Genomic DNA, 19,169 nt, shown 5'->3' on the forward strand with positions numbered 1-19,169 from the left:
CAGCATAGACCGCATTTCCTCAACTGGGTATTTAATAACAACGCCTCCGATAATGCGGCCATCGGTGATGTAATAATCAGAACTATTGAAATGTTTAGATGTTACCGCTGCGGGTAACGGAGAAAATTCTATGGGTAACGCGGAATAAACTCGCCATCATCACTGAATGACACCGGATGATTGCGCCAGATAAAGGAACAAGAGTCATGACAGCGTTCACGATCAATGGACGGGCGGTGGACCTTGCTGCCGAGCCAGATACGCCGCTTTTGTGGGTGATACGGGAGCATCTGAAACTCACGGGCACCAAATTCGGCTGCGGCATCGCGCAATGTGGCGCCTGCACCGTTCACGTCGACGGCGTGCCGACGCGCTCCTGCGTGACCATGCTTCAGGACGTGGCCGGAATGGAAGTGACGACGATCGAAGGCCTGTCGCCGGATGCCAGCCATCCGCTGCAGCAAGCCTGGATCGCCGAGCAGGTGCCGCAATGCGGCTATTGCCAGTCCGGGCAGATTATGCAGGCGGCGGCGCTCCTCAAGAGCAACCCCGACCCCACCCGCGACCAGATCGTCGAACACATGGACGGCAACATCTGCCGCTGCGGGATCTATGTGCGAATCATCAGCGCCATTCAGCGCGCCGCACGGAAGGCCTGAGCCATGACCAAGAGATTGCAGCTGCACACCAGAGCGCTCTCGCGGCGCAGCTTCCTCATCACCGTCGGCGCCACCGGCATGGCGGTTGCGTTCGGAGGTCTGCTCCAGGATGCCTCGGGCGACAGCGTTGCGCCGACGGTCGAGGGCAGTTATCGGCCGAACGGCTGGCTGACCATCGCGGCCGACGGCACCGTGACCATCATGTCACCCGCATCCGAGATGGGGCAAGGCATCATGACGACGCTGCCGCTGCTAATCGCCGAGGACATGGACGCCGATTGGCATAAGGTTCGCGTCGTCCAAGCTCCATCCGACGCAGAGAAGTACGGCAACCCTGGCTTTTACGGCGTGCAGCTCACCGGTGGGAGTGAATCCACGCGGGGCTACTACAATATGCTGCGCCTGGTCGGCGCCCAGACCCGCAAGATCATCCTGGCGAGTGCTGCCGCCATGCTCAAAGTTCCGGTGAGCGAACTCACCACGGATCCCAACCGGGTCGTCCACGCGCGATCGGGCCGCTCGCTCGACTACGGCGAGGTCGCCGCGGCCGGCGCGCTTCCGGATCCGCTGCCGCAGGCGACCGAAGCCGATCTGAAGCCGAGCGATCAGTGGCGCTATATCGGAAATCTGACTGTACCGCGTGTCGACGTGCCCTCGAAGGTCGACGGCACCGCGATCTTCGGCATCGACGTGCAGCTTTCGGACATGCTCTACGGAGCGGTGCTGCGGGCACCGGTACAGGGCGAGCAGCCGGAAACCATCGACGATGTCGAAGCCAGGGCCGTGCCGGGCATCATCCATATCGTCCCGCTGCCCTACGGCGTCGGCATCATCGGCGAGACGGTCGAGGCGACGAAGCGGGCCAAGGATCTGCTCAAAATTGTGTGGACCACGTCGTCGCGGATTCGCAGTTACACCAGCGATCGACTGTTGGAAGAGTATCGCAACATTGGCCGCGACCTCGCCCAAACCGGCGTCAGCGCGGGCACGGAAGGTGACGCACAGACAGCGATCTCGAAGGCCGCAACTCTCATCGAGGTCGATTACATGAGCGACCATGTTCACCACGCGACTATGGAGCCGATGAACGCCACGGCGCTGGTGACGGGCGATACGGTTGAAGTCTGGGCGCCGACGCAAGGGCCAACGGGCACGCAGGGCTTTGCTGCGGAGGTGGCCGGCACCACCCCTGACAAGGTCAAGGTGAATACCACCTTGCTCGGTGGCGGCTTTGGTCGCAAGGCCGAGGCCGACTTCATCATCGATGCAGTGTCGCTCGCCAAGACGGTGCAAGGCCGCCCGGTCAAGGTCATCTGGAGCCGCGAAGACGACGTCCAGCATGGCAAGTACCGGCCGCTCGAGGCGCAACATGTGCAGATTGGGCTCGACGCCGACGGCAACATCGTCGGATGGCGGCACCGCATCGTGGCGGATTCCATTTTTGCCCGCACGATGCCTCAACTGTTCGAGAGCGAAGGCGGCCACGACAGTGTGGTGACCGAAGGCGCGCATTTCAACTATGCCATCCCTGCGCATCAGATCGAATATATCCGCCAGGATAACGGCCTGGACATAGGCTTCTGGTTCGGGGTCGGGGTTGGCTACACCAGGTTCGGCATCGAATGTGTCATCGACGAAATCGCGACCGCCAATGGGGTCGATCCTGTGGCGCTTCGGCTGGAGCTCCTGAAGGACCAGCCGCGAGCGCGCAAGGTCATCGAAACCGTCGCCGAAATGGCGGAATGGGGCCGCCAACGCGACGGGCGGGCGCTGGGTGTCGCCTATTCCGATGCCTTTGGCTCCCACTGCGCTGAGATCGCCGAGGTCTCGCTTGACCGGGAGACCGGCGAGATCCGCGTTCACACCGTTTGGTGCGCTGTCGATCCGGGGATAGCGGTACAGCCGCGCAACATCGAAGCGCTGATGATTACCGGGATCACAGGCGGTGCCAGCCATGCGTTGTTCGAGCAGATCAACATCGTCGATGGCGAGGTGCAGGAATCGAACTTCGACACCTATCGGGTGATACGCATGTCCGAGGCACCAGACATCCAGGTCACCGTGATTCCAACGCCCGAGAATCCGATCGGCGGCGTCGGCCAGGTCGGTCTGCCGCCGATCGGTCCGGCGATCGCCAACGCGGTGGCGCGGCTCACCGGCGGCGTGCGGCTCCGGCACTATCCATTCCTGCCGGAGCGGGTGCTGGCGGCGCTCAACGCCTGAATTGGAGGTGCTCACCCTCGCACCGTTGCGCTCATCACGGTCGTCTGAGTGACTCAGGCGACCGCGATCGGCGGGGGACGCGAGAGCTACCTATCCCCGTCGATCGCGAAAAGCGGTCACGACCCGAAGTCAGAGATTCATATGATCGTCATCACCACACCCACAGGCAGCATCGGCCACCAAGTCCTCGAGAATCTCCTCGACAGCGGCCGACCGATCCGCGTGATCGTGCGCGATCCTTCCCGTCTCTCCTCGCACACACGTGAGCGCGTCGAGGTCGTGCAGGGGTCGCACGGCGACATCGACGTCGTCAACCAGGCGTTCGCTGGCGCCGACGCCGTGTTCTGGCTGGCGCCCCCGAACGTCCACGCCGAGAGTGTCGAGGCTGCCTATGTGGACTTCAGCCGGCCGGCCTGCGACGCGATCAAGAGCCTGGGAGTCAAACGTGTGGTCGCAGTGTCGGCCCTTGGCCGCGGAACGGCGGTTGCCGCGAGGGCCGGGCATGTGTCGGCGTCGCTGGCAATGGACGATCTGATCGCGAGTACTGGCGTGAGCTACCGGGCGCTAACGGTGCCTTCGTTCATGGACAACATCCTGCGCCAGGTGGGGTCGATCAGGGACCAAGGCATGTTCTTCTGGCCAATCTCCGGGGATCGCAAGCTCCCGACCTGCGCCACCCGGGACATCGCTGCTGCCGCCGCCAAGCTGCTGCTCGACCCCACCTGGAGCGGAGAGGGTCATATCGCGGTCCTTGGCCCCGAGGACCTGTCCTTCAACGATATGGCGCAGATCATGTCGGAGGTGCTGGGAAAACCGGTGCTCTTTGAGCAGATCTCCTTCGAGGCGTTCAAAGCGGGTTTCATCGAACGCGGTGCCTCCAAGGCTTTCGCGCAGGGTATGCTCGACATGGTCCGGGCCAAGAACGAGGGCCTCGACAATGCCGAGCTGCGCACACCACAATCCACCACCCCCACCAGCTTCCGCCAATGGTGCGAGGACATATTGAAGCCGGCGGTCCTCGGCTAATGCATGTCGCGCAAAAGTGCGCAGCGGTTTTGCGATAGCGACATGCGTAGAACACAACAATCAAAAGCGCTTCGCAGGAGGCCGGTCGAATGCGACGCGCTTTAGTCAGCGTTCTTCCCGGCGGAACGGCTTGAGCAGCGCCGAAGGCGCGACGGCATTGCGCGACATCACCGCCATGGCGACGATGGTGAAGATGAAGGGCAGCATCAGGAACGCCTCATAGGGGATGTGGCCGAGCCCGCTCGCCTGCATGCGCAGTTGCAAGGCATCGACGAAGGCGAATAGCAGGGCGGCCCCTGCCGAACGCCAGGGGTCCCAGCGACCGAAGACGACGAGCGCGATCGCCACCCAGCCACGTCCGGAGACAAGGCCGAAGGTGAAAGCGTTGAACTGCACCATCGACAGGAAAGCCCCGGCCAGCCCCATCAGGGCGCCGCCGAGGATCACCGCCTGGAAGCGCGTGGCGATAACGCCGACGCCGGCCGAATCGGCGGCGCGCGGATTTTCGCCGACCATGCGCACGGACAGGCCCCACGGCGTCCGGTAGAGCACGAAGGCGGCCAGGGGAACGGCTGCCATCGCCATGTAGACCAGCGAAAACTGGTTGAACACCGCCGGTCCGAGCACCGGGATGTCGGAGAGAACAGGGATCGGCAGCGTCTCGAAACTCTTTATGCTGGGCGGCACCGATTGCTGGCCGAAGATCAGCCGGTAAAGGAAATAGGCGAGGCCCGACGAGAACAGCGTCACGCCGATGCCGCAGACATGCTGGCTGAGGCCGAGCGCCACCGTGAACAGCGCATGCACGGCACCCATCAGCGCACCGGTGACAACTGCCGCAAGCACGCCGAGCCACAGGCTGCCGCTGAGGCTGGTGGCGGTGAAGCCGGTCATCGCCGACAACAGCATGATGCCTTCGATGCCGAGATTGAGCACGCCGGCGCGCTCGGAGAACATCTCGCCCAATGTTGCGAAAGCCAGCGGCGTGGCAATCCGGATGATGGCGGCCAGGAAGCCGACCTGAAAAATCTGTTCGAGCACGACGCTCATTTTGCTGTCCCCACGCGGCGGATGCGGTAGGCGGTGAACAGCAGCGCCACCAACATGGCGAGCAGCGCGGTTCCCTGGATGACATCGCTGAGAAAGGCCGGAACGCCGGTGGCTCGCGACATCGCCTCAGCGCCGGTCATGACGGCGGCGAGGAAGAGCGCCGCCGGCACCACGCCGAGCGGGTTGAGCCTCGCCAGCATGGCGACGACGATGCCGGAATAGCCATAGCCCGGCGAGATGTCGCTCATCACCTGGAAATGCACGCCGCCGACCTCGCCGACGCCGGCAAGCCCGGCCAGCGCGCCGGACAGCAGCGCCGTCGAGATCAGCACGCGCTCGACATGGATGCCGCCATAGCGCGCAGCTTCTGGATTTTCGCCGATAACCCTGATCCTGAAGCCGAGCGTCGTGCGCGCGATCAGGAACCAGATGACCGGCGCAGCAAGGAACGCTGCCACAACGCCGAGATGCAGCCGCGTCCCTTCGAGCAGCACCGGGAAATTCGCGGAATCCTCGATCGGCGGCGAGATCGGGTAGCCGCTGAACGTATCTTTCCACGGGCCCTCGATCAGCGCCATCAGGGCGTAGAAGATGACCGAGTTGAGCAGCAGCGAGCTGACCACGTCATCAACACTAAATTTGACGCGCAGCGTCGCCGGCACCAAGGCGACTGCGGCACCGGCGGCAGCGCCTGCCGCAGCCATGAGAAGCATGGCGAGCGGCCCCGGCATCGGGATGGCGCCGACCGCGCAGCTCGCCACCGCACCGGCCAGCAACTGCCCCTCGGCGCCGATGTTCCAGAATTTGGCACGGAAGGCGACGGCGACGGCCAGCCCGGTAAAGATCATCGGGGTCGCGCGCACCAGCGTTTCGGTGATGGCGTAGCTGTCGCCCAGCGACGCCGAGAACATCACACCATAGGCTTCGATGACGCCGGCACCGGCCAGCGCGATGAGGCCGCTGCACAGCACCAGCGTTGCTCCGATCGCCAGCAGTGGCAGAGCGAGATTGAACCAGCCGGGCGTGCTGGTGCGGGCTTCGAGGCGAAACATCAGGCTGTCCCCTCCGCCCCGGTCATCATCAGGCCGAGCCGCGCAATGGTGGCGTCGGCGCTGTCGAGCGTGCCGACGATCCGTCCCTCATACATCACCGCGATGCGGTCGCAGAGCATGAGCAGCTCTTCGAGATCCTCGCCGAGGACGATGATGCCGCAGCCCCTGCCACGCATGTCGAGGAACTTTTCGTGGATGAAGCGCGCCGCACCGATGTCGAGACCGCGCGTCGGCTGCGACACGATCAGCACCTTGGGGTCGAAGGCGAGCTCGCGCGCCAGCAGCGCCTTTTGCAGATTGCCACCGGACAGCGCTCCGGCCCGCGTCATCGGTCCGGGGCAGCGTATGTCATAGGCCTTGATCTGCGCTTCGGCGAAGGCGCGGATCGCATCCGGCCTGAGCAGGCCGTTGCGGCTGAACGCCCCCGTGCCGATGCGCGGCAGCACCATCGAATCCGCCAGCGGCAAATTGGTGACCAGACCGGTCGTCATCCGGTCTTCCGGGATGCGCCCGAGACCGAGCGCCTGCACCTCGCGCGGCGAGAACCGCGAGACCTTTTTGCCGGCTATCGTCATCCGGCCGTCATCGGGCGCGCGAACGCCGGAGATCACCTCGGCAAGCGCCCGCTGGCCATTGCCCGCGACACCGGCAATGCCGAGGATCTCGCCGGCACGCACGAAGAGCGACACGTCGCGCAGCGCCATGCCGGAATGCCGCGACGTCGAGATGCCGTCGAGGGTCAGCACCGGGGCACCTGGCGTCGATGGTCCCCTGGCCGGTGGAACGATTTCGTGGCCGCACATCAGCCTCGCCATCTCCGAGGATGTCGTGCTTGCGGGGGTATCGACGCGCCCGGTCACGCGGCCATGCCGCAGCACCACGCAGCGATGGGTGAGCGCCCTAACCTCGTTGAGCTTATGCGAGATGAAGATGATGCCGAGGCCCTGGGCCGCCATCGAGCGCAGCGCCGAAAACAGCCCGTCGACCTCTGTCGGCGCCAGCACCGCCGTCGGCTCGTCTAGAATCAGCAGCCTTGCACCGCGAAACAACGCCTTGACGATTTCGAGCCGCTGCTGCTCGCCGATCGACAGCACCGAGACGGGAAGGTCCGGATCGAGCGTGAGTCCATGCTGCCGGCCGATCTCGTTGAGCCGCGCCAGCCCGCCGGCGCGGTCGATCCGGCCCGACTTTCCGGGGATGCCGATCAGCAGGTTTTCCAGCACCGAAAGCCGCGGTGCGAGATGAAAGTGCTGGTGCACCATGCCGATGCCGGCGGCAAGCGCGTCGGCCGAGCTGTTGATCGTCACCGGCCGGCCCTGAACCAGGATCTCGCCGGCGTCGGGCGCATAGGCGCCGAACAGCACGTTCATCAGCGTCGTCTTGCCGGCGCCGTTTTCACCCAGCAGCCCGAGAATCTCACCCGGCGCGACGCTGAGATCGACGGCTTCGTTTGCCTTGACGGCGCCGAAGCTCTTGGAGATGCCGCGCATTTCGATGAGTGGGGCAGATGTTGACAAGGGTGCTCCTGGTGGGAGATGGCGCGACTCTTCGCCCTCCCCCTTGTGGGGAGGGTCGGCTTACGATCGTAGCGAAGCGAAGATCGAGAGACGGGGTGGGGGGGTACGGCGCCGACCCCCACCCCGCTCCGCTTCGCGGATCGACCCTCCCCACAAGGGGGGTAAAAAACTCAATCCGAAACCGGCGTGTTCTCGTCGACATCGACGCGGAAATTGCCGTCGAGGATTTCGGCCTTTTTCTTCTCGACCAGCTCCTTGACGTCGGCGGGCAACGTCTTGTCGAATTTGTGGTACGGAGCCAGAAAGGAGCCGCCCTTAGCCATGCGCGAGAAATCACCGTAATCCTGGGCGGTGAAGACGCCGGCCTTGACCAGTTTGATCGCGTGCTCGACCGTCGGATACATGTCCCACACCGGGCCGGTTATCACCGTGTCCGGGCCGAGGTTGGACTGGTCGGACATGTTGGAGATAGCGAGGATCTTCCTCTCGACCGCCGCTTCGATGACGCCGAAACGTTCGGCATAGATCACGTCGACACCGGCGTCGATCTGGGCGATAGCCGCTTCCTTGGCCTTTGGCGGGTCGAAGAAAGAGCCGATGAAAGCGACCTTCCGCTTGATGTTAGGATTGACCTCTCGGGCGCCGGCAAAGAAGGCATTGACGAGCCGGTTCACTTCCGGAATGCCCATCGCCGCAACGGCGCCGATCGTGCCTGATTTCGACATCTTTCCGGCGATCAGGCCGGAGAGATAAGCCGGCTCGTGGATCCAATTGTCGAAGACTGCGAAATTCGGCTCGGCCGGCCCGGCGCCGGAGCCGAACAGGAAGGCAACCTTCGGGAACTGCTTGGCGGTCCGGCGGGATTCCCGTTCGGCGGCGAAGGCGTCGCCCATTACCAGCTCATAGCCGCCTTGCGCATATTCGCGCATGACACGGCTGAAATCCGCCGTCTGAACCTTCTCCGACCATTTGTACTCGATGCCGAGTTCCTTCTCGGCCCTCTGCAGGGCGACATGGATCTGGTGGACCCATGGCTCCTCGGTCGGCGTGGCGAAGATGGCCGCCACCTTCAGCTTCTTGTCCTGAGCTAAGGCCAGACCCGGCAGCATGGTTGCTGCCAGGCCGAGCGCGCCCAGTTCCAGAACGCTGCGTCGCGAAAGCCCTTTGCATTTCGACTGGACTTTGCTCTTCCCGTTTTCCATCGCATGCCCCTCTGATTGGCGCCGTGGCGAGCCGGCTGTTTCTTTGAATTGTCAGCTGGGGAACTATGGAACGGAGCCGCACCTTTGTCCACATGGTCAAATTTTTCGGGGAGCAGCAGCTGCCGCCCGCCGCGGCAGACCGCGGCCGGCGCTCGATCTTTTTTACTGCCGTTCCAGCGCCACGGCGATGCCTTGGCCAACGCCGATGCACATGGTGGCGAGCGCATAGCGGCCGCCGCGCTCCCTGAGCTCCAGCGCCGCAGTGCCTGATATGCGCGCACCCGACATGCCGAGAGGATGGCCGAGTGCGATGGCGCCGCCATTCGGGTTGACGTGCTCCGCGTCCTCGGCAATGCCGAGCTGGCGGAGCACGGCGATGGCTTGGGAGGCAAAGGCTTCGTTGAGCTCGATGACGTCGAAATCTGCCGGCTTCAGCCCGATCCGGGCACACAGCTTCTGTGTCGCCGGCACGGGGCCGATGCCCATGATGCGCGGCACCACGCCGGCGACCGCACCGCCGAGGATGCGGGCGATCGGCGTCAGCCCATATTTCTTCACGGCAGCTTCCGAGGCGACGATCAGCGCCGCGGCACCATCGTTGACGCCCGACGCATTGCCGGCCGTGACCGCGCCGCCTTGCCGGAACGGCGTCGGCAATTTCGCCAGCGCCTCGATCGTCGTACCCGCGCGTGGATGCTCGTCCTTCGAGACGACGATCGCGTCGCCCTTGCGCTGCGGGATCGTTACGGGAATGATCTCCTTCGCCAGCCGGCCATTGGCCTGCGCGGCCACCGCCTTGTCCTGGCTGCGTACGGCAAACGCATCCTGGTCCGCGCGGGAGACGGCGAACTCTTCCGCGACATTCTCGCCGGTCTCCGGCATCGAATCGATGCCGTACTGCTCCTGCATCAGCGGGTTGACGGAACGCCAACCGATGGTGGTGTCGTGAATCTCGGCATTGCGGGAGAAGGCCGTCTCCGCCTTGGGCATGACGAAAGGGGCACGGCTCATCGATTCGACGCCGCCTGATATCATCAGCTCCGCCTCGCCCGCCTTGATAGCGCGTGCGGCGATGATGATGGCATCCATGCCCGAACCGCAGAGGCGATTGACGGTCGAGCCGGAAACCTCCTTGGGCAACCCGGCCAGCAGCAGTGCCATGCGCGCGACATTGCGATTATCCTCGCCGGCCTGGTTGGCGCAGCCATAGACGACGTCATCGATCGCGGCCCAATCGATGCCGGGGTTGCGCTCGACCAATGCTCTCAGGGGGATCGCGCCAAGGTCGTCGGTGCGGATCGAAGACAATGACCCACCAAAGCGTCCGATCGGCGTGCGAATGTAGTCGCAGATATAGGCCTCGGCCATCTAACAGCTCTCTTTTGCGTTTCCCTGCTACGGCCCCGCTCGCTTGCGCTCAATGCTTGATGCGGTCGCGCATGGCGTACCAGAGCATGCCGAGCACATAAAGCGGACCGCGCAGCGCCGTGCCGCCGGGAAACGGTATTGGCCTTAGCGTCGAAAACAGATCCAACCGCGAAGCATCGCCGGTGATCGCCTCAGCGAGCAGCTTTCCCGACAGCGTCGACAGGATCACGCCCTTGCCGGAATAGCCATGCGCAAAATAGACCTCGCCATAGTGGCCGACATCCGGCAGGCGCGATGTCGTCACCGAGACGAGGCCGCCCCAGGCATGGTCGATGCGGCGGCCGCGCAATTGCGGAAAGGTCTTTTCCATATGCGGCCGCACGAAGCCGGCAATGTCGGCGGGCGGCGACGGCGTGTAGCGCTCGCCGCCGCCGAACAACAGGCGTCCGTCCGCCGACAGCCGGTAGTAGTTGACCACGAAGCGGGTGTCGGAAACGGCGACATTGCTTGGGATGACGTCGCTCGGGTCGTCCAACGGCTCGGTTGCGACGATGTAGTTGCCGACCGGCATGATGCGGCTGTTGACGCGCGGCTCGAGCCCCTGGAGCAGCGCGTCGCCCGCCAGCACGACATGCCTGGCCCGGACCGAGCCCTTGGCCGTCGCAACCCTGATGGCAGGTTCCCGCTCCAGCCGCAGCGCCACCGAATTCTCATGGATGCTGACGCCCGCAGCTGCCGCGGCGCGGGCAAGACCCAGCGTGTAGTTCAGCGGATGCATATGGCCGCCGAGCTTCTCGTACATCGCGCCGTGATAGGGGGTGTTCACCATTCCGCGCGCCTGCGCCGCCGACAGCATCTCGACGTCATGAAAATTCATCACGCTGGCAAGGCACTCGGCCTCTTCTTCAAGGTCGCGCAGGTCGGAGGCGTTGACCGCACCGGCCAGATGACCGGTGAGCCTGAGGTCGCAATCGATGGCGTGACGCTTGATCTGGTCGAGCACCAGTCCGCGTGCCTCGAAGGCGAGAGCGAAAAGCGCCCGCGCCCGTTCGGGCCCATAAAGCTTGACCAGACCCTTGGCGCCCTTGCGCAGGCCTGGAATGATCTGGCCGCCATTGCGCCCCGACGCCCCCCAGCCGATCTTGCCGCCTTCGAGCAGCACCACCTTCAGCCCGCGCTCGGCCGCGTGAAGGGCCGCCGACAGGCCGGTGCAGCCGCCGCCGACCACCACCAGATCGGCGTCGACGTCGCCCTGCAGCGCCGGATAATCCGCGGCCGGATTGGCGGTCGCGACATAATAGGATTTGCCGATATCCAGGCCGGAGTTGAAGCCCATCATCAAACCTTGAGCAGCAGATGATCGCGTTCCCAGCTGGTGACGACACTCTGGAACAGGTCGAGCTCGACGCTCTTGACGCGCAGATACGTCTGGACGAAATCCTCGCCGAGCAACTCCCGAACCGGGCTGCACGCGGCGAAACGGTCGAGCGCCTCCTCCATGGTTTTCGGCAGCGTGCTCTTGCTGCGATAGGCATTGCCCGATGCCTCTGGCGAGCGCGAGAGCTTTTCTTCGACGCCGAGATAGCCGCAGAGCAGCGAGCCGGCCATCGCCAGATAGGGATTGGAATCGGCGCCGGGCAGCCGGTTTTCCACCCGCCGCGCGGCGCGCCCGCCGGCCGGCACGCGCAGGCCGCAGGAGCGGTTGTCGTGCGACCACTCGATGTTGGCCGGGGCGCTGTGGTTCGGCCGGATGCGGCGGAACGAATTCACGTTCGGCGCAAACAGCGGCATCACCTCGGGAAGGTATTTCTGCAGGCCGCCGACGAAATGCCCGAACATTTCGGTGTCGGCATCGTCGCGCCCGGCAAACAGCGTATTCCCGGCCTCGTCGACGACCGACATATGGAGATGCATGGAGCTGCCGGCCTGTGTGGCGATCGGCTTGGCCATGAAGGTCGCGTGCATGCCGAATTCCTGTGCAGCCTGGCGCGTCATCCTCTTGAACAGCAGCACCTTGTCGGCCAGCGGCAGCGCGTCGCCATGCAGGAAATTGATCTCGAGCTGCGCCGTGCCCGATTCATGGATCAGCGTGTCGAGCGGCAGCCCGGCCGCCGCGGCATAATCGTAGAGGCGCCGGATCACCGGCTCGAATTCCTCCAACGCCGCCATGTCATAAGGATGCTGCACTGTTTCGGAACGGCCATTGCGCCCGACCGGTGCGCTCAACGGCCGATCAGGATCGGGATTAGGCGCGGTCAGGTAGAATTCGAGTTCCGGCGCCACCACCGCCCGCCATCCCCGCTGGCGGTAGAGATCGAGCACGGCCCTCAAGACGTGGCGCGGCGAGGCCATCCACGGCCGGTCGTCCATGTGAAACGCATCGGCAAAGACATAGGCTTTCCCTGCTCCGGCACCGGGTGCCAGGCAGAGCGTCGCAACGTCCGGCATCATCCGCATGTCGGGGTCCTGATAGCCGAAGCCCTCGTCGTTGGATCCGGAATAGCGGCCGTCGATGCAGACCAGGAAGGCGCTGCTCGGCAGGTAGAGCGCGCGATCTTCGAGCGACTTCAGGAACTTGGCCGTCGGCAAGGTCTTGCCGCGCAGCACGCCGTTCACATCCGGCACCAGGCACTCGACTTCCCTGATCCCCTGCTGCTCCAGCCATCCCTTCGGATCGTCCGTCGGGGTCATTTGCGGTGCATCCGTTGTCGTGGTGTTGAGCATCAGGTCACGTCCTTACGAGGGCGAGAATGGCTTCGGCGGCGATTTCGGTTCCCGGCGCCCGTGCCATGGTGACCGCATTCTCCTTGAGGCGAAAGCGCATCCCGCTGTCGGCCATTAGGCCAAGGATGGCATTTTCCAGTTCATCGTCGCTCCAGCCGTCGCGGCTGATGTGGCGGCCAACGCCGGTTTCCTCAGCGCGTCGCGCATTGTCATGCCCGTCCCAGCAATAGGGCATGATCAGCGACGGCACGCCGAAACGCAGCGCTTCGCAAAAGCTGTTGTTGCCGCCGTGATGGATGAAGAGATCGGATTTCGCGACGACCGACGGCTGCGGAAACCAGGCGTCGAGATAGACATTGTCCGGAACCGCGCGATAGGTGTCGCGCAGACCGCCGACATTGACGATGAACCGAGCCGGAAGCCGGTCGAACACGGCAAGCATGCGCTCGATCAGGCCGACATCCATGGCGCCCAGGCTGCCGAAGCTGAGATAGACCAGCGGCCCGTCATTGCGCGGAAAGACCGGCACATCGAACGGCCCTTCCGAACGGACGCAGCCTTCGAGATAGACGAAGCGGGCCGGGTCGAGCGGCTCGGCCCGCTCCCTGCGCACGATCGTTGGGGTCAGCAGCAAATTGAGATCTGGCGAAGCTTCGAGAAAAAGGCCCTTCGGCAAGGGCGCAAGACCGGCGTCGATCCGAAGCCGGTTGAAGCGGTCATGCGCCGGAGCGACCGCTGCCAGATAGCGCGCCTCGAAGGCCGCGCGGCTTGGGTCGTCGGCGGCGAGACCGGACAGATAGGGTGGTACATCGGCGTCGGGAAGCTCGGTCTCGGCGCAGGAGACGACGCGCACCCATGGGCAGCCGGCGGCGGCCAGCGCCGGAAACATGATGACATTGTCGAGCACCACGGCATCCGGCTTCAGCCGGGCCAGCAATTGGCGCAGCGGCCCCTCGGCATTGACCGCGGTATCGACGATCGCTTCCCAGGTCGGGGCGACGTAGGTTTCGAGCTGATCGATCGGGCTCAGCCTGAAATGCGGCAGATGCCGGCGCACGAAAGCTTGCCAGTAGCTCTGGCGTTCGCTGTCGGTCAGCGGCTCGTGGGTCGGCAACTGGTATTCCTGAAAACCATAGTCGGCGAACACACCGGAAAAGCCGGCGTGACAGATGAACACCGGCCGGGCTCCACGGGCGCGCAAGGCTTGCGCGATACCGACGCAATTGAGCGCGGCGCCGAAGCTCGCTTCGGGAAACAGCGCGATGGTCGGGCTGGCTTTGCGCGTCACTACGGTCCTCGTGAGTCCGGCCGGCTGATCATGCCGAACAATGCGGGGGCCCCGCGACTGGCCGCCTGCGGCCGCTGGCTGCGGGAGAGCCGCAGGTGGACGCGAAGCAGATCGGCTGCAACCTCATACTGCCGGCTTTCCAATTGGTCGAGTATGGTCAGGTGCTCGCGCAGCGATTGCTTCAGCCGGAAGACGTTGACGCCGGCATAGGTTCCCGGAAGCCGGCGCAGCCTGAGATGGTCGGACAGCGCGTCGGTGACGAACCGGTTGGCGGCTCCGTCGGCGATCATGCCATGAAAATCGATGTCCAGCCGCTGGAACTCTCTGATATCGAATGCGGCATCGGGCAGCGCCAGCAGCGTTTCCATGCCCTGGCGCAAGGCTGCCGCGCGCGTCCCGTCCAGCCGAAAGCCGGGCGCCAGAATGGCGGCGGGTTCCAGCAGCAGGCGGAACTCATAGCTTTCCCCTTGTGCCTCCGGATCGTCAGGCGCCCGCCTGAACAGCCAGGCCTGCCCCGGTGCACGGTCCAGAAGATTTTCCTCCGTCAGTTTCTTTAGCGATTTTAGTACCGTCTTTCGTTCGGCACCATAGCGCCGCATCAGCGCGCCGATGGTCACCGTTTGATCCAGCCGGCGCGCCGATCGATCGCGCAGGATCATCTCCGCGAGCTCGTCTTCCTCGGCGCTCGGCAGGTCGGCTGAAACGGTCGCTTGGTTGGTGAGGTCGACGGCCAGCCGATAGCCCGATTCAGCCTCCCAGCGCACGACACCCCTTTCGGTGAGCAGGCGCAAAGCGGCGCGCACCGGGGTTCGAGATACGTTGCACAGCGAGGCGATCTGCTGTTCCGGGAGATGAGCGCCGGCCTCGAAGCCGCGCTGCCGGGCCACATCGAGAATGCGCTGAGCGAGATCGAGATGGTTGGTGCGCGGTCGTCTGGCGGCGGCTTGCATGGCGATTTCTCATGAACGGCTTGACCGCTACGGCTTGACCGATCGCGCTTATAGCGCGTTCGGCGATTTCGCAGCGACGTGCCAAATTATGGATTGACGTACTTTTTTCTGCAATAGTACTGTGAGGTCAAACGGCAACAAAAAGACCGGGGAACAGGATCGAAGCGGCGGCATGGTCGCAAGCGCTGGTCCGACGATTGATTGAATTCGACGATCAACCAGAATGGGAGTCTGTAATGACCGCCTCAACCCGCCTGCGCCATCCGTTAAAGATATCTTCGGTCGCGCTTGGTCTCGCCCTGGCGCTGTCGGCGCCGGCGGCCGCCGCCGACCTCGTCATTTCCAACTGGGACGGCTACATGGCGCCGGATGCCATGGCCGCCTTCAAGGCCGCAACCCGCGTTTCCGGCGAAGTCGTGGTTCACGCCACCAATGAGGAGATCATGGGCAAGCTCGTGGCTTCGGGCGGCAAGGGCTATGACGTGGTCTTCGTCTCCTCGCCCTTTGCCGAAGTGCTGAACAAGCTCGGCCTGATCGAGGCGATCGACCACGCGAAGATCCCCAACCTTGCCAATCTCTATCCCGAGGCGACGAAGCTGCCGCACGATGCCGGCAACAATTTCTCCGTGCCTTACACTTGGGGCACCACCGGCCTCTGCTACCGCTCGGATCTGGTCAAGACCGAGCCGGCCAGCTGGAACGATCTTCTCGCCCCCTCCGACGACCTCAAGGGCAAGACCACCATGCTGGCGACGGACCGCTGGCTGCTGGCCGCCGGCCAACTCGCGAAGGGCTATTCGGTCAACGAGACCGATCCGGCCAAGCTCGCCGAGGTCAAGGACCTGCTGATCTCGGCCAAGAAGACCTTGCTCGCCTATGACGACACCACCTTCTACTCGAAGCTGGTCTCCGGCGAGGCGTTGTTGGTGCAGGCATGGGACGGCTGGTGCAATTACGGCATCGCCGAGAAGCCTGAGATCAAATACGTCATCCCCAAAGAGGGCTCGGATCTGTGGGTCGACACGATGGTGGTGATGAAGGCTTCGGCCAACAAGGACGCCGCCTTCCAGTTCATCAACTTCATGCTGGACGCCAAGAACCACGCCTGGGCGGCGCAGAACATCGACTATAAGGTGCCGAACAAGCCGGCTATGGAAAGTCTGCCTGCGGATTTCCTCGCCAAGTTCCCCAATATGAGCATGCCGGTGGCCGAGCTGGTCAAGTTCGAGCAGTTGCGCGACGTCGGCGACGCCCAGCGCGACTATTCGAAGATCGTCAGCGAGATCAAGGCCGCGCAGTAACCGGTATCAAGGTCAGAGATCGCGGTCGACGGCGGGCCTCCGCCGCCGGCCGCTGAGTGCGGTATCGCAATCGTGTCCCAAACCAGATTTCGCTCCTCCTTGCTGATGGCGCCGGCGCTGGCCTGGCTCACCGCCTTGATGGTGGTGCCATGCGCTCTGGTCCTGGCGCTCGCCTTCTTCCGGCGCGGCATCTATGGCGGCATCGAATACACCTTCACGCTGGAGAATTTCGGGCTGGTGTTCGACCCGCTCTATGCCGGCATCTTCCTCAATTCGGCGCGCATCGCCGGCACGGCAACGCTGATCGCGGTGGTGATCGGCTATGCCGCCGCCTATGCCATCGCGGCGGCACCACGCCGGTGGCAGCCGGTATTCCTGTTCTTCGCCGTCCTGCCTTTCTGGTCCAACTACCTGATCCGCACCTACGCCTGGATAGTGCTGCTCAATCGCGAGGGCCTGATCACGCAGCTCTTGCGCTGGCTTGGCTATACCGGCGAGCCGCCGTCGATGCTCTACACCGAAGGCGCCGTCATCGCCGGTCTGGTTTACAATTATCTGCCCTTCGTCATCCTGGCCTGCTACGCGCCGCTGTCGCGGCTCAATCCGGAGCTCGCCGAGGCCTCACGCGACCTCGGCGCTTCGGCGATGACCACATTTCGCCGGGTCATCCTGCCGTTGACCGTGCCGGGCATCGCCGCCGGGGCGGTGTTCGTCTTCGTGCTGTCGATCGGCAATTTCGTCACGCCGGCGCTGCTCGGCGGCGGCCGCTTCCAGATGATCGGCAATCTCGTCTACGACCAGTTCCTGACCGCCAATGACTGGCCCTTCGGCGCCGCACTTGCCATGGCGCTGATCGCCATAATGCTGCTAGTGCTGACGGCGCAGGCCCTGGCTGCGGATCGCGCCGCAGGCCGTGCCGCCGAGGCGAAAGGAGGCGCCGATGGCTGAGCGCTCCCCCGCCACGCGGCGCACGCTCTGGCTTGTGCTTTCGCTGGTCTTTGCCTTTCTCTACATCCCGATCGCGGTGCTGGTGGCGCTGTCTTTCAACCAAGGCGGGCTGCCGACCGTCTGGTCGGGCTTTTCACTGAAATGGTATGCCTCGTTGGTCGGAAACGCCGCGATCCTTTCCGCTGCCCTCAACACGCTGATCGTGGCGCTCGTCTCGACGGCAATCGCCACCTTGATCGGCACGCTGCTGGCGATCGGTGTCGAAATACGCCGGCAATATGGGAGCGGCCTCGAGGCGCTGATCTTTGCGCCGATGATCATTCCCGACATCGTGCTGGCGATCGCGCTGCTCAGCTTCTTCTCTTTGCTCGATTTCACCCTGGGCCTGCACACCATCATCCTCGCCCATGTCGTCTTCAACCTCGCCTTCGTCTGTTCGGTGGTGCGCGCGCGGCTGAAGAGCTTCGACTGGTCGATCGTCGAGGCCTCCGCCGATCTCGGCGCCTCCGCGCTCACCACCTTCAGGCGGGTGACATTGCCGGTCATCCTGCCGGCGGTCGTCGCCGGTGCGCTGCTCGCCTTCACGCTTTCGGTCGACGAGTTCATCATCGCCTTCTTCACATCAGGCGCCGGCCGCGCCTCGACCACGCTGCCGATGCAGATCTATTCGATGATCCGCTTCGGCATCACCCCGGAGATAAACGCATTGGCGGCCATCGTCATGGCGGTCAGCATCACCGCGCTAACCCTGTCGCAGCGGCTCAACCGCGGGGTGATCGGCCAATGAGCGCACCCCGCACGCTGCTGGCGATCGACAAGGTGTCGAAGAATTTCGGCCGGGTGACCGCCGTCGACCGCATTTCGCTCGATATCCGTGAGAACGAGTTCTTCGCCCTGCTCGGGCCGTCGGGCTGCGGCAAGACCACGCTGCTGCGCATGTTGGCCGGCTTCGAGACGCCCAATGACGGGCGCATCCTGCTCGACGGCCGCGACATCGCCAGGACCCCGCCCAACAAGCGGCCGGTCAATCTGATGTTCCAGTCTTATGCGCTGTTTCCGCATATGAGCGTCAGGGCCAACGTCTCCTACGGCCTCGAAATGGAACGCTTGCCGGCAAAGGAAATCCGCTCCCGCGTCGACGCCATCCTGGCGACGACCGAGCTCATTCCTTTCGCCGACCGCAAGCCGGAGCAACTGTCGGGCGGGCAGAAGCAGCGCGTCGCGCTTGCGCGGGCGCTGGTCAAGCGGCCGCGGCTGCTTCTGCTCGACGAGCCGCTCGGCGCGCTCGACAAGAAATTGCGCGGCGCCATGCAGCTGGAGCTGAAGCGCCTGCAGCACGAGGTCGGCATCACCTTCGTCATCGTCACCCATGACCAGGAGGAATCGCTTGTCATGGCCGACCGCATGGCGGTGCTGAGAGACGGCAAGCTGCTGCAATGCGACACGCCGCATGCGGTCTACGAGCATCCCGCCGACCGTTTCGTCGCCGACTTCATCGGCGTGATGAATTTCGTGCCGGGCAAGGCCACCGCCGACGGGGTGAAGGCAGCGGACGGCACACGGATCGTCGGAACGGTTCCCTCGCCTCTGGCTTCCGGCGCAGCGGCGGTCGCTTCAGTGCGGCCCGAGCGAATCCGGCTTTTCCCGTCGCCAGAGACAGCCAACCGGATCGCCGGCACCGTCGAGGCGCTCGCCTATCATGGGCTCGACCTGCAGCTGCATGTCCGCACCGCTCTGTCGCCAAAGCCGTTCCTGGTGCGCGTCACCGCCGACGCCGCCGACCGGCGCCCGGTCTCGTCAGGCGATGCGGTCGAACTCGGCTGGGATGCCGCCGACGTCAGAATTTTCGCAGATTGATTGG

The 19,169-nt window shown here is 64.3% G+C and carries 16 protein-coding genes; 7 read left to right on the forward strand and 9 right to left on the reverse strand.

The window, feature by feature from the left end:
• The first annotated feature begins 206 nt into the window (after positions 1–206).
• The 3 genes from ACWUKX_RS12785 to ACWUKX_RS12795 all read left to right on the forward strand — a co-directional run bounded on the left by ACWUKX_RS12785 (position 207) and on the right by ACWUKX_RS12795 (position 3,908).
• Positions 207–659 (forward strand): (2Fe-2S)-binding protein, encoded by a 453-nt coding sequence (locus ACWUKX_RS12785; RefSeq protein ID WP_456007081.1) that lies wholly within the window; start codon positions 207–209, stop codon positions 657–659.
• A 3-nt stretch (positions 660–662) separates the two neighbouring features.
• Complete coding sequence (locus ACWUKX_RS12790; protein WP_456007083.1) at positions 663–2,882, forward strand: molybdopterin cofactor-binding domain-containing protein; 2,220 nt, start codon at positions 663–665, stop codon at positions 2,880–2,882.
• A 141-nt stretch (positions 2,883–3,023) separates the two neighbouring features.
• On the forward strand, positions 3,024–3,908 hold the full coding sequence (locus ACWUKX_RS12795) for an NmrA family NAD(P)-binding protein (protein WP_456007085.1): 885 nt from the start codon (positions 3,024–3,026) through the stop codon (positions 3,906–3,908).
• Positions 3,909–4,013: 105 nt separating this feature from the next.
• Here ACWUKX_RS12795 and ACWUKX_RS12800 read toward each other — a convergent pair whose 3' ends face one another.
• The 9 genes from ACWUKX_RS12800 to ACWUKX_RS12840 form a co-directional block, all read right to left on the reverse strand.
• Positions 4,014–4,958, reverse strand: a complete 945-nt coding sequence (locus ACWUKX_RS12800; protein ID WP_029349209.1) for an ABC transporter permease — start codon at positions 4,956–4,958, stop codon at positions 4,014–4,016.
• Complete coding sequence (locus ACWUKX_RS12805; protein ID WP_029349211.1) at positions 4,955–6,010, reverse strand: ABC transporter permease; 1,056 nt, start codon at positions 6,008–6,010, stop codon at positions 4,955–4,957. Before ACWUKX_RS12805 ends, ACWUKX_RS12800 begins: the two co-directional genes overlap by 4 nt.
• Positions 6,010–7,500, reverse strand: a complete 1,491-nt coding sequence (locus ACWUKX_RS12810) for an ABC transporter ATP-binding protein (RefSeq protein WP_456007320.1) — start codon at positions 7,498–7,500, stop codon at positions 6,010–6,012. The genes ACWUKX_RS12805 and ACWUKX_RS12810 overlap by 1 nt, the downstream gene beginning before the upstream one ends.
• 197 nt (positions 7,501–7,697) lie before the next feature.
• Positions 7,698–8,729 carry a BMP family protein gene (locus tag ACWUKX_RS12815; protein ID WP_127209731.1) on the reverse strand — a complete coding sequence of 344 codons (1,032 nt, stop codon included), beginning with the start codon at positions 8,727–8,729 and terminating at the stop codon, positions 7,698–7,700.
• 162 nt (positions 8,730–8,891) lie between these two features.
• Positions 8,892–10,097 carry a 3-oxoadipyl-CoA thiolase gene (pcaF, locus tag ACWUKX_RS12820; RefSeq protein WP_456007087.1) on the reverse strand — a complete coding sequence of 402 codons (1,206 nt, stop codon included), beginning with the start codon at positions 10,095–10,097 and terminating at the stop codon, positions 8,892–8,894.
• Positions 10,098–10,146: 49 nt separating this feature from the next.
• Entirely contained in the window at positions 10,147–11,436 is a 1,290-nt protein-coding gene (locus ACWUKX_RS12825) for an NAD(P)/FAD-dependent oxidoreductase (RefSeq protein ID WP_456007089.1), read from the reverse strand.
• The gene (locus ACWUKX_RS12830; RefSeq protein ID WP_456007091.1) at positions 11,436–12,788 is read right to left on the reverse strand and encodes a glutamine synthetase family protein; all 1,353 of its coding nucleotides are present in this window, start codon (positions 12,786–12,788) and stop codon (positions 11,436–11,438) included. The genes ACWUKX_RS12825 and ACWUKX_RS12830 overlap by 1 nt, the downstream gene beginning before the upstream one ends.
• Before the next feature lie 37 nt (positions 12,789–12,825).
• Positions 12,826–14,109: a glycosyltransferase gene (locus ACWUKX_RS12835; protein WP_456007093.1), complete on the reverse strand. Its 1,284-nt coding sequence runs from the start codon at positions 14,107–14,109 to the stop codon at positions 12,826–12,828.
• Complete coding sequence (locus tag ACWUKX_RS12840; protein WP_287114483.1) at positions 14,109–15,059, reverse strand: GntR family transcriptional regulator; 951 nt, start codon at positions 15,057–15,059, stop codon at positions 14,109–14,111. Before ACWUKX_RS12840 ends, ACWUKX_RS12835 begins: the two co-directional genes overlap by 1 nt.
• Before the next feature lie 236 nt (positions 15,060–15,295).
• Here ACWUKX_RS12840 and ACWUKX_RS12845 point away from each other — a divergent pair, with 236 nt between their 5' ends.
• From ACWUKX_RS12845 to ACWUKX_RS12860, 4 genes are all read left to right on the forward strand, one after another.
• Positions 15,296–16,360 carry a polyamine ABC transporter substrate-binding protein gene (locus tag ACWUKX_RS12845; RefSeq protein ID WP_456007095.1) on the forward strand — a complete coding sequence of 355 codons (1,065 nt, stop codon included), beginning with the start codon at positions 15,296–15,298 and terminating at the stop codon, positions 16,358–16,360.
• 105 nt (positions 16,361–16,465) lie between these two features.
• Positions 16,466–17,308 (forward strand): ABC transporter permease, encoded by an 843-nt coding sequence (locus ACWUKX_RS12850; protein WP_456007321.1) that lies wholly within the window; start codon positions 16,466–16,468, stop codon positions 17,306–17,308.
• Positions 17,301–18,095 (forward strand): ABC transporter permease, encoded by a 795-nt coding sequence (locus ACWUKX_RS12855; protein ID WP_456007097.1) that lies wholly within the window; start codon positions 17,301–17,303, stop codon positions 18,093–18,095. The genes ACWUKX_RS12850 and ACWUKX_RS12855 overlap by 8 nt, the downstream gene beginning before the upstream one ends.
• On the forward strand, positions 18,092–19,165 hold the full coding sequence (locus tag ACWUKX_RS12860; RefSeq protein WP_456007099.1) for an ABC transporter ATP-binding protein: 1,074 nt from the start codon (positions 18,092–18,094) through the stop codon (positions 19,163–19,165). Before ACWUKX_RS12855 ends, ACWUKX_RS12860 begins: the two co-directional genes overlap by 4 nt.
• The last annotated feature ends 4 nt before the right edge of the window (positions 19,166–19,169 follow it).

This window comes from Mesorhizobium sp. f-mel, assembly GCF_053850215.1.

Excerpts from the sequence above, each read along its gene's own strand:
- pcaF (WP_456007087.1), bottom strand. The coding sequence starts at position 10,097 with ATGGCCGAGGCCTATATCTGCGACTACATTCGCACGCCGATCGGACGC.
- ACWUKX_RS12855 (WP_456007097.1), top strand. The coding sequence starts at position 17,301 with ATGGCTGAGCGCTCCCCCGCCACGCGGCGCACGCTCTGGCTTGTGCTT.
- ACWUKX_RS12845 (WP_456007095.1), top strand. The coding sequence starts at position 15,296 with ATGACCGCCTCAACCCGCCTGCGCCATCCGTTAAAGATATCTTCGGTC.
- ACWUKX_RS12850 (WP_456007321.1), top strand. The coding sequence starts at position 16,466 with ATGGCGCCGGCGCTGGCCTGGCTCACCGCCTTGATGGTGGTGCCATGC.
- ACWUKX_RS12785 (WP_456007081.1), top strand. The coding sequence starts at position 207 with ATGACAGCGTTCACGATCAATGGACGGGCGGTGGACCTTGCTGCCGAG.
- ACWUKX_RS12830 (WP_456007091.1), bottom strand. The coding sequence starts at position 12,788 with ATGACCCCGACGGACGATCCGAAGGGATGGCTGGAGCAGCAGGGGATC.
- ACWUKX_RS12825 (WP_456007089.1), bottom strand. The coding sequence starts at position 11,436 with ATGATGGGCTTCAACTCCGGCCTGGATATCGGCAAATCCTATTATGTC.
- ACWUKX_RS12815 (WP_127209731.1), bottom strand. The coding sequence starts at position 8,729 with ATGGAAAACGGGAAGAGCAAAGTCCAGTCGAAATGCAAAGGGCTTTCG.
- ACWUKX_RS12840 (WP_287114483.1), bottom strand. The coding sequence starts at position 15,059 with ATGCAAGCCGCCGCCAGACGACCGCGCACCAACCATCTCGATCTCGCT.
- ACWUKX_RS12810 (WP_456007320.1), bottom strand. The coding sequence starts at position 7,500 with ATGCGCGGCATCTCCAAGAGCTTCGGCGCCGTCAAGGCAAACGAAGCC.
- ACWUKX_RS12860 (WP_456007099.1), top strand. The coding sequence starts at position 18,092 with ATGAGCGCACCCCGCACGCTGCTGGCGATCGACAAGGTGTCGAAGAAT.
- ACWUKX_RS12805 (WP_029349211.1), bottom strand. The coding sequence starts at position 6,010 with ATGTTTCGCCTCGAAGCCCGCACCAGCACGCCCGGCTGGTTCAATCTC.
- ACWUKX_RS12790 (WP_456007083.1), top strand. The coding sequence starts at position 663 with ATGACCAAGAGATTGCAGCTGCACACCAGAGCGCTCTCGCGGCGCAGC.
- ACWUKX_RS12795 (WP_456007085.1), top strand. The coding sequence starts at position 3,024 with ATGATCGTCATCACCACACCCACAGGCAGCATCGGCCACCAAGTCCTC.
- ACWUKX_RS12800 (WP_029349209.1), bottom strand. The coding sequence starts at position 4,958 with ATGAGCGTCGTGCTCGAACAGATTTTTCAGGTCGGCTTCCTGGCCGCC.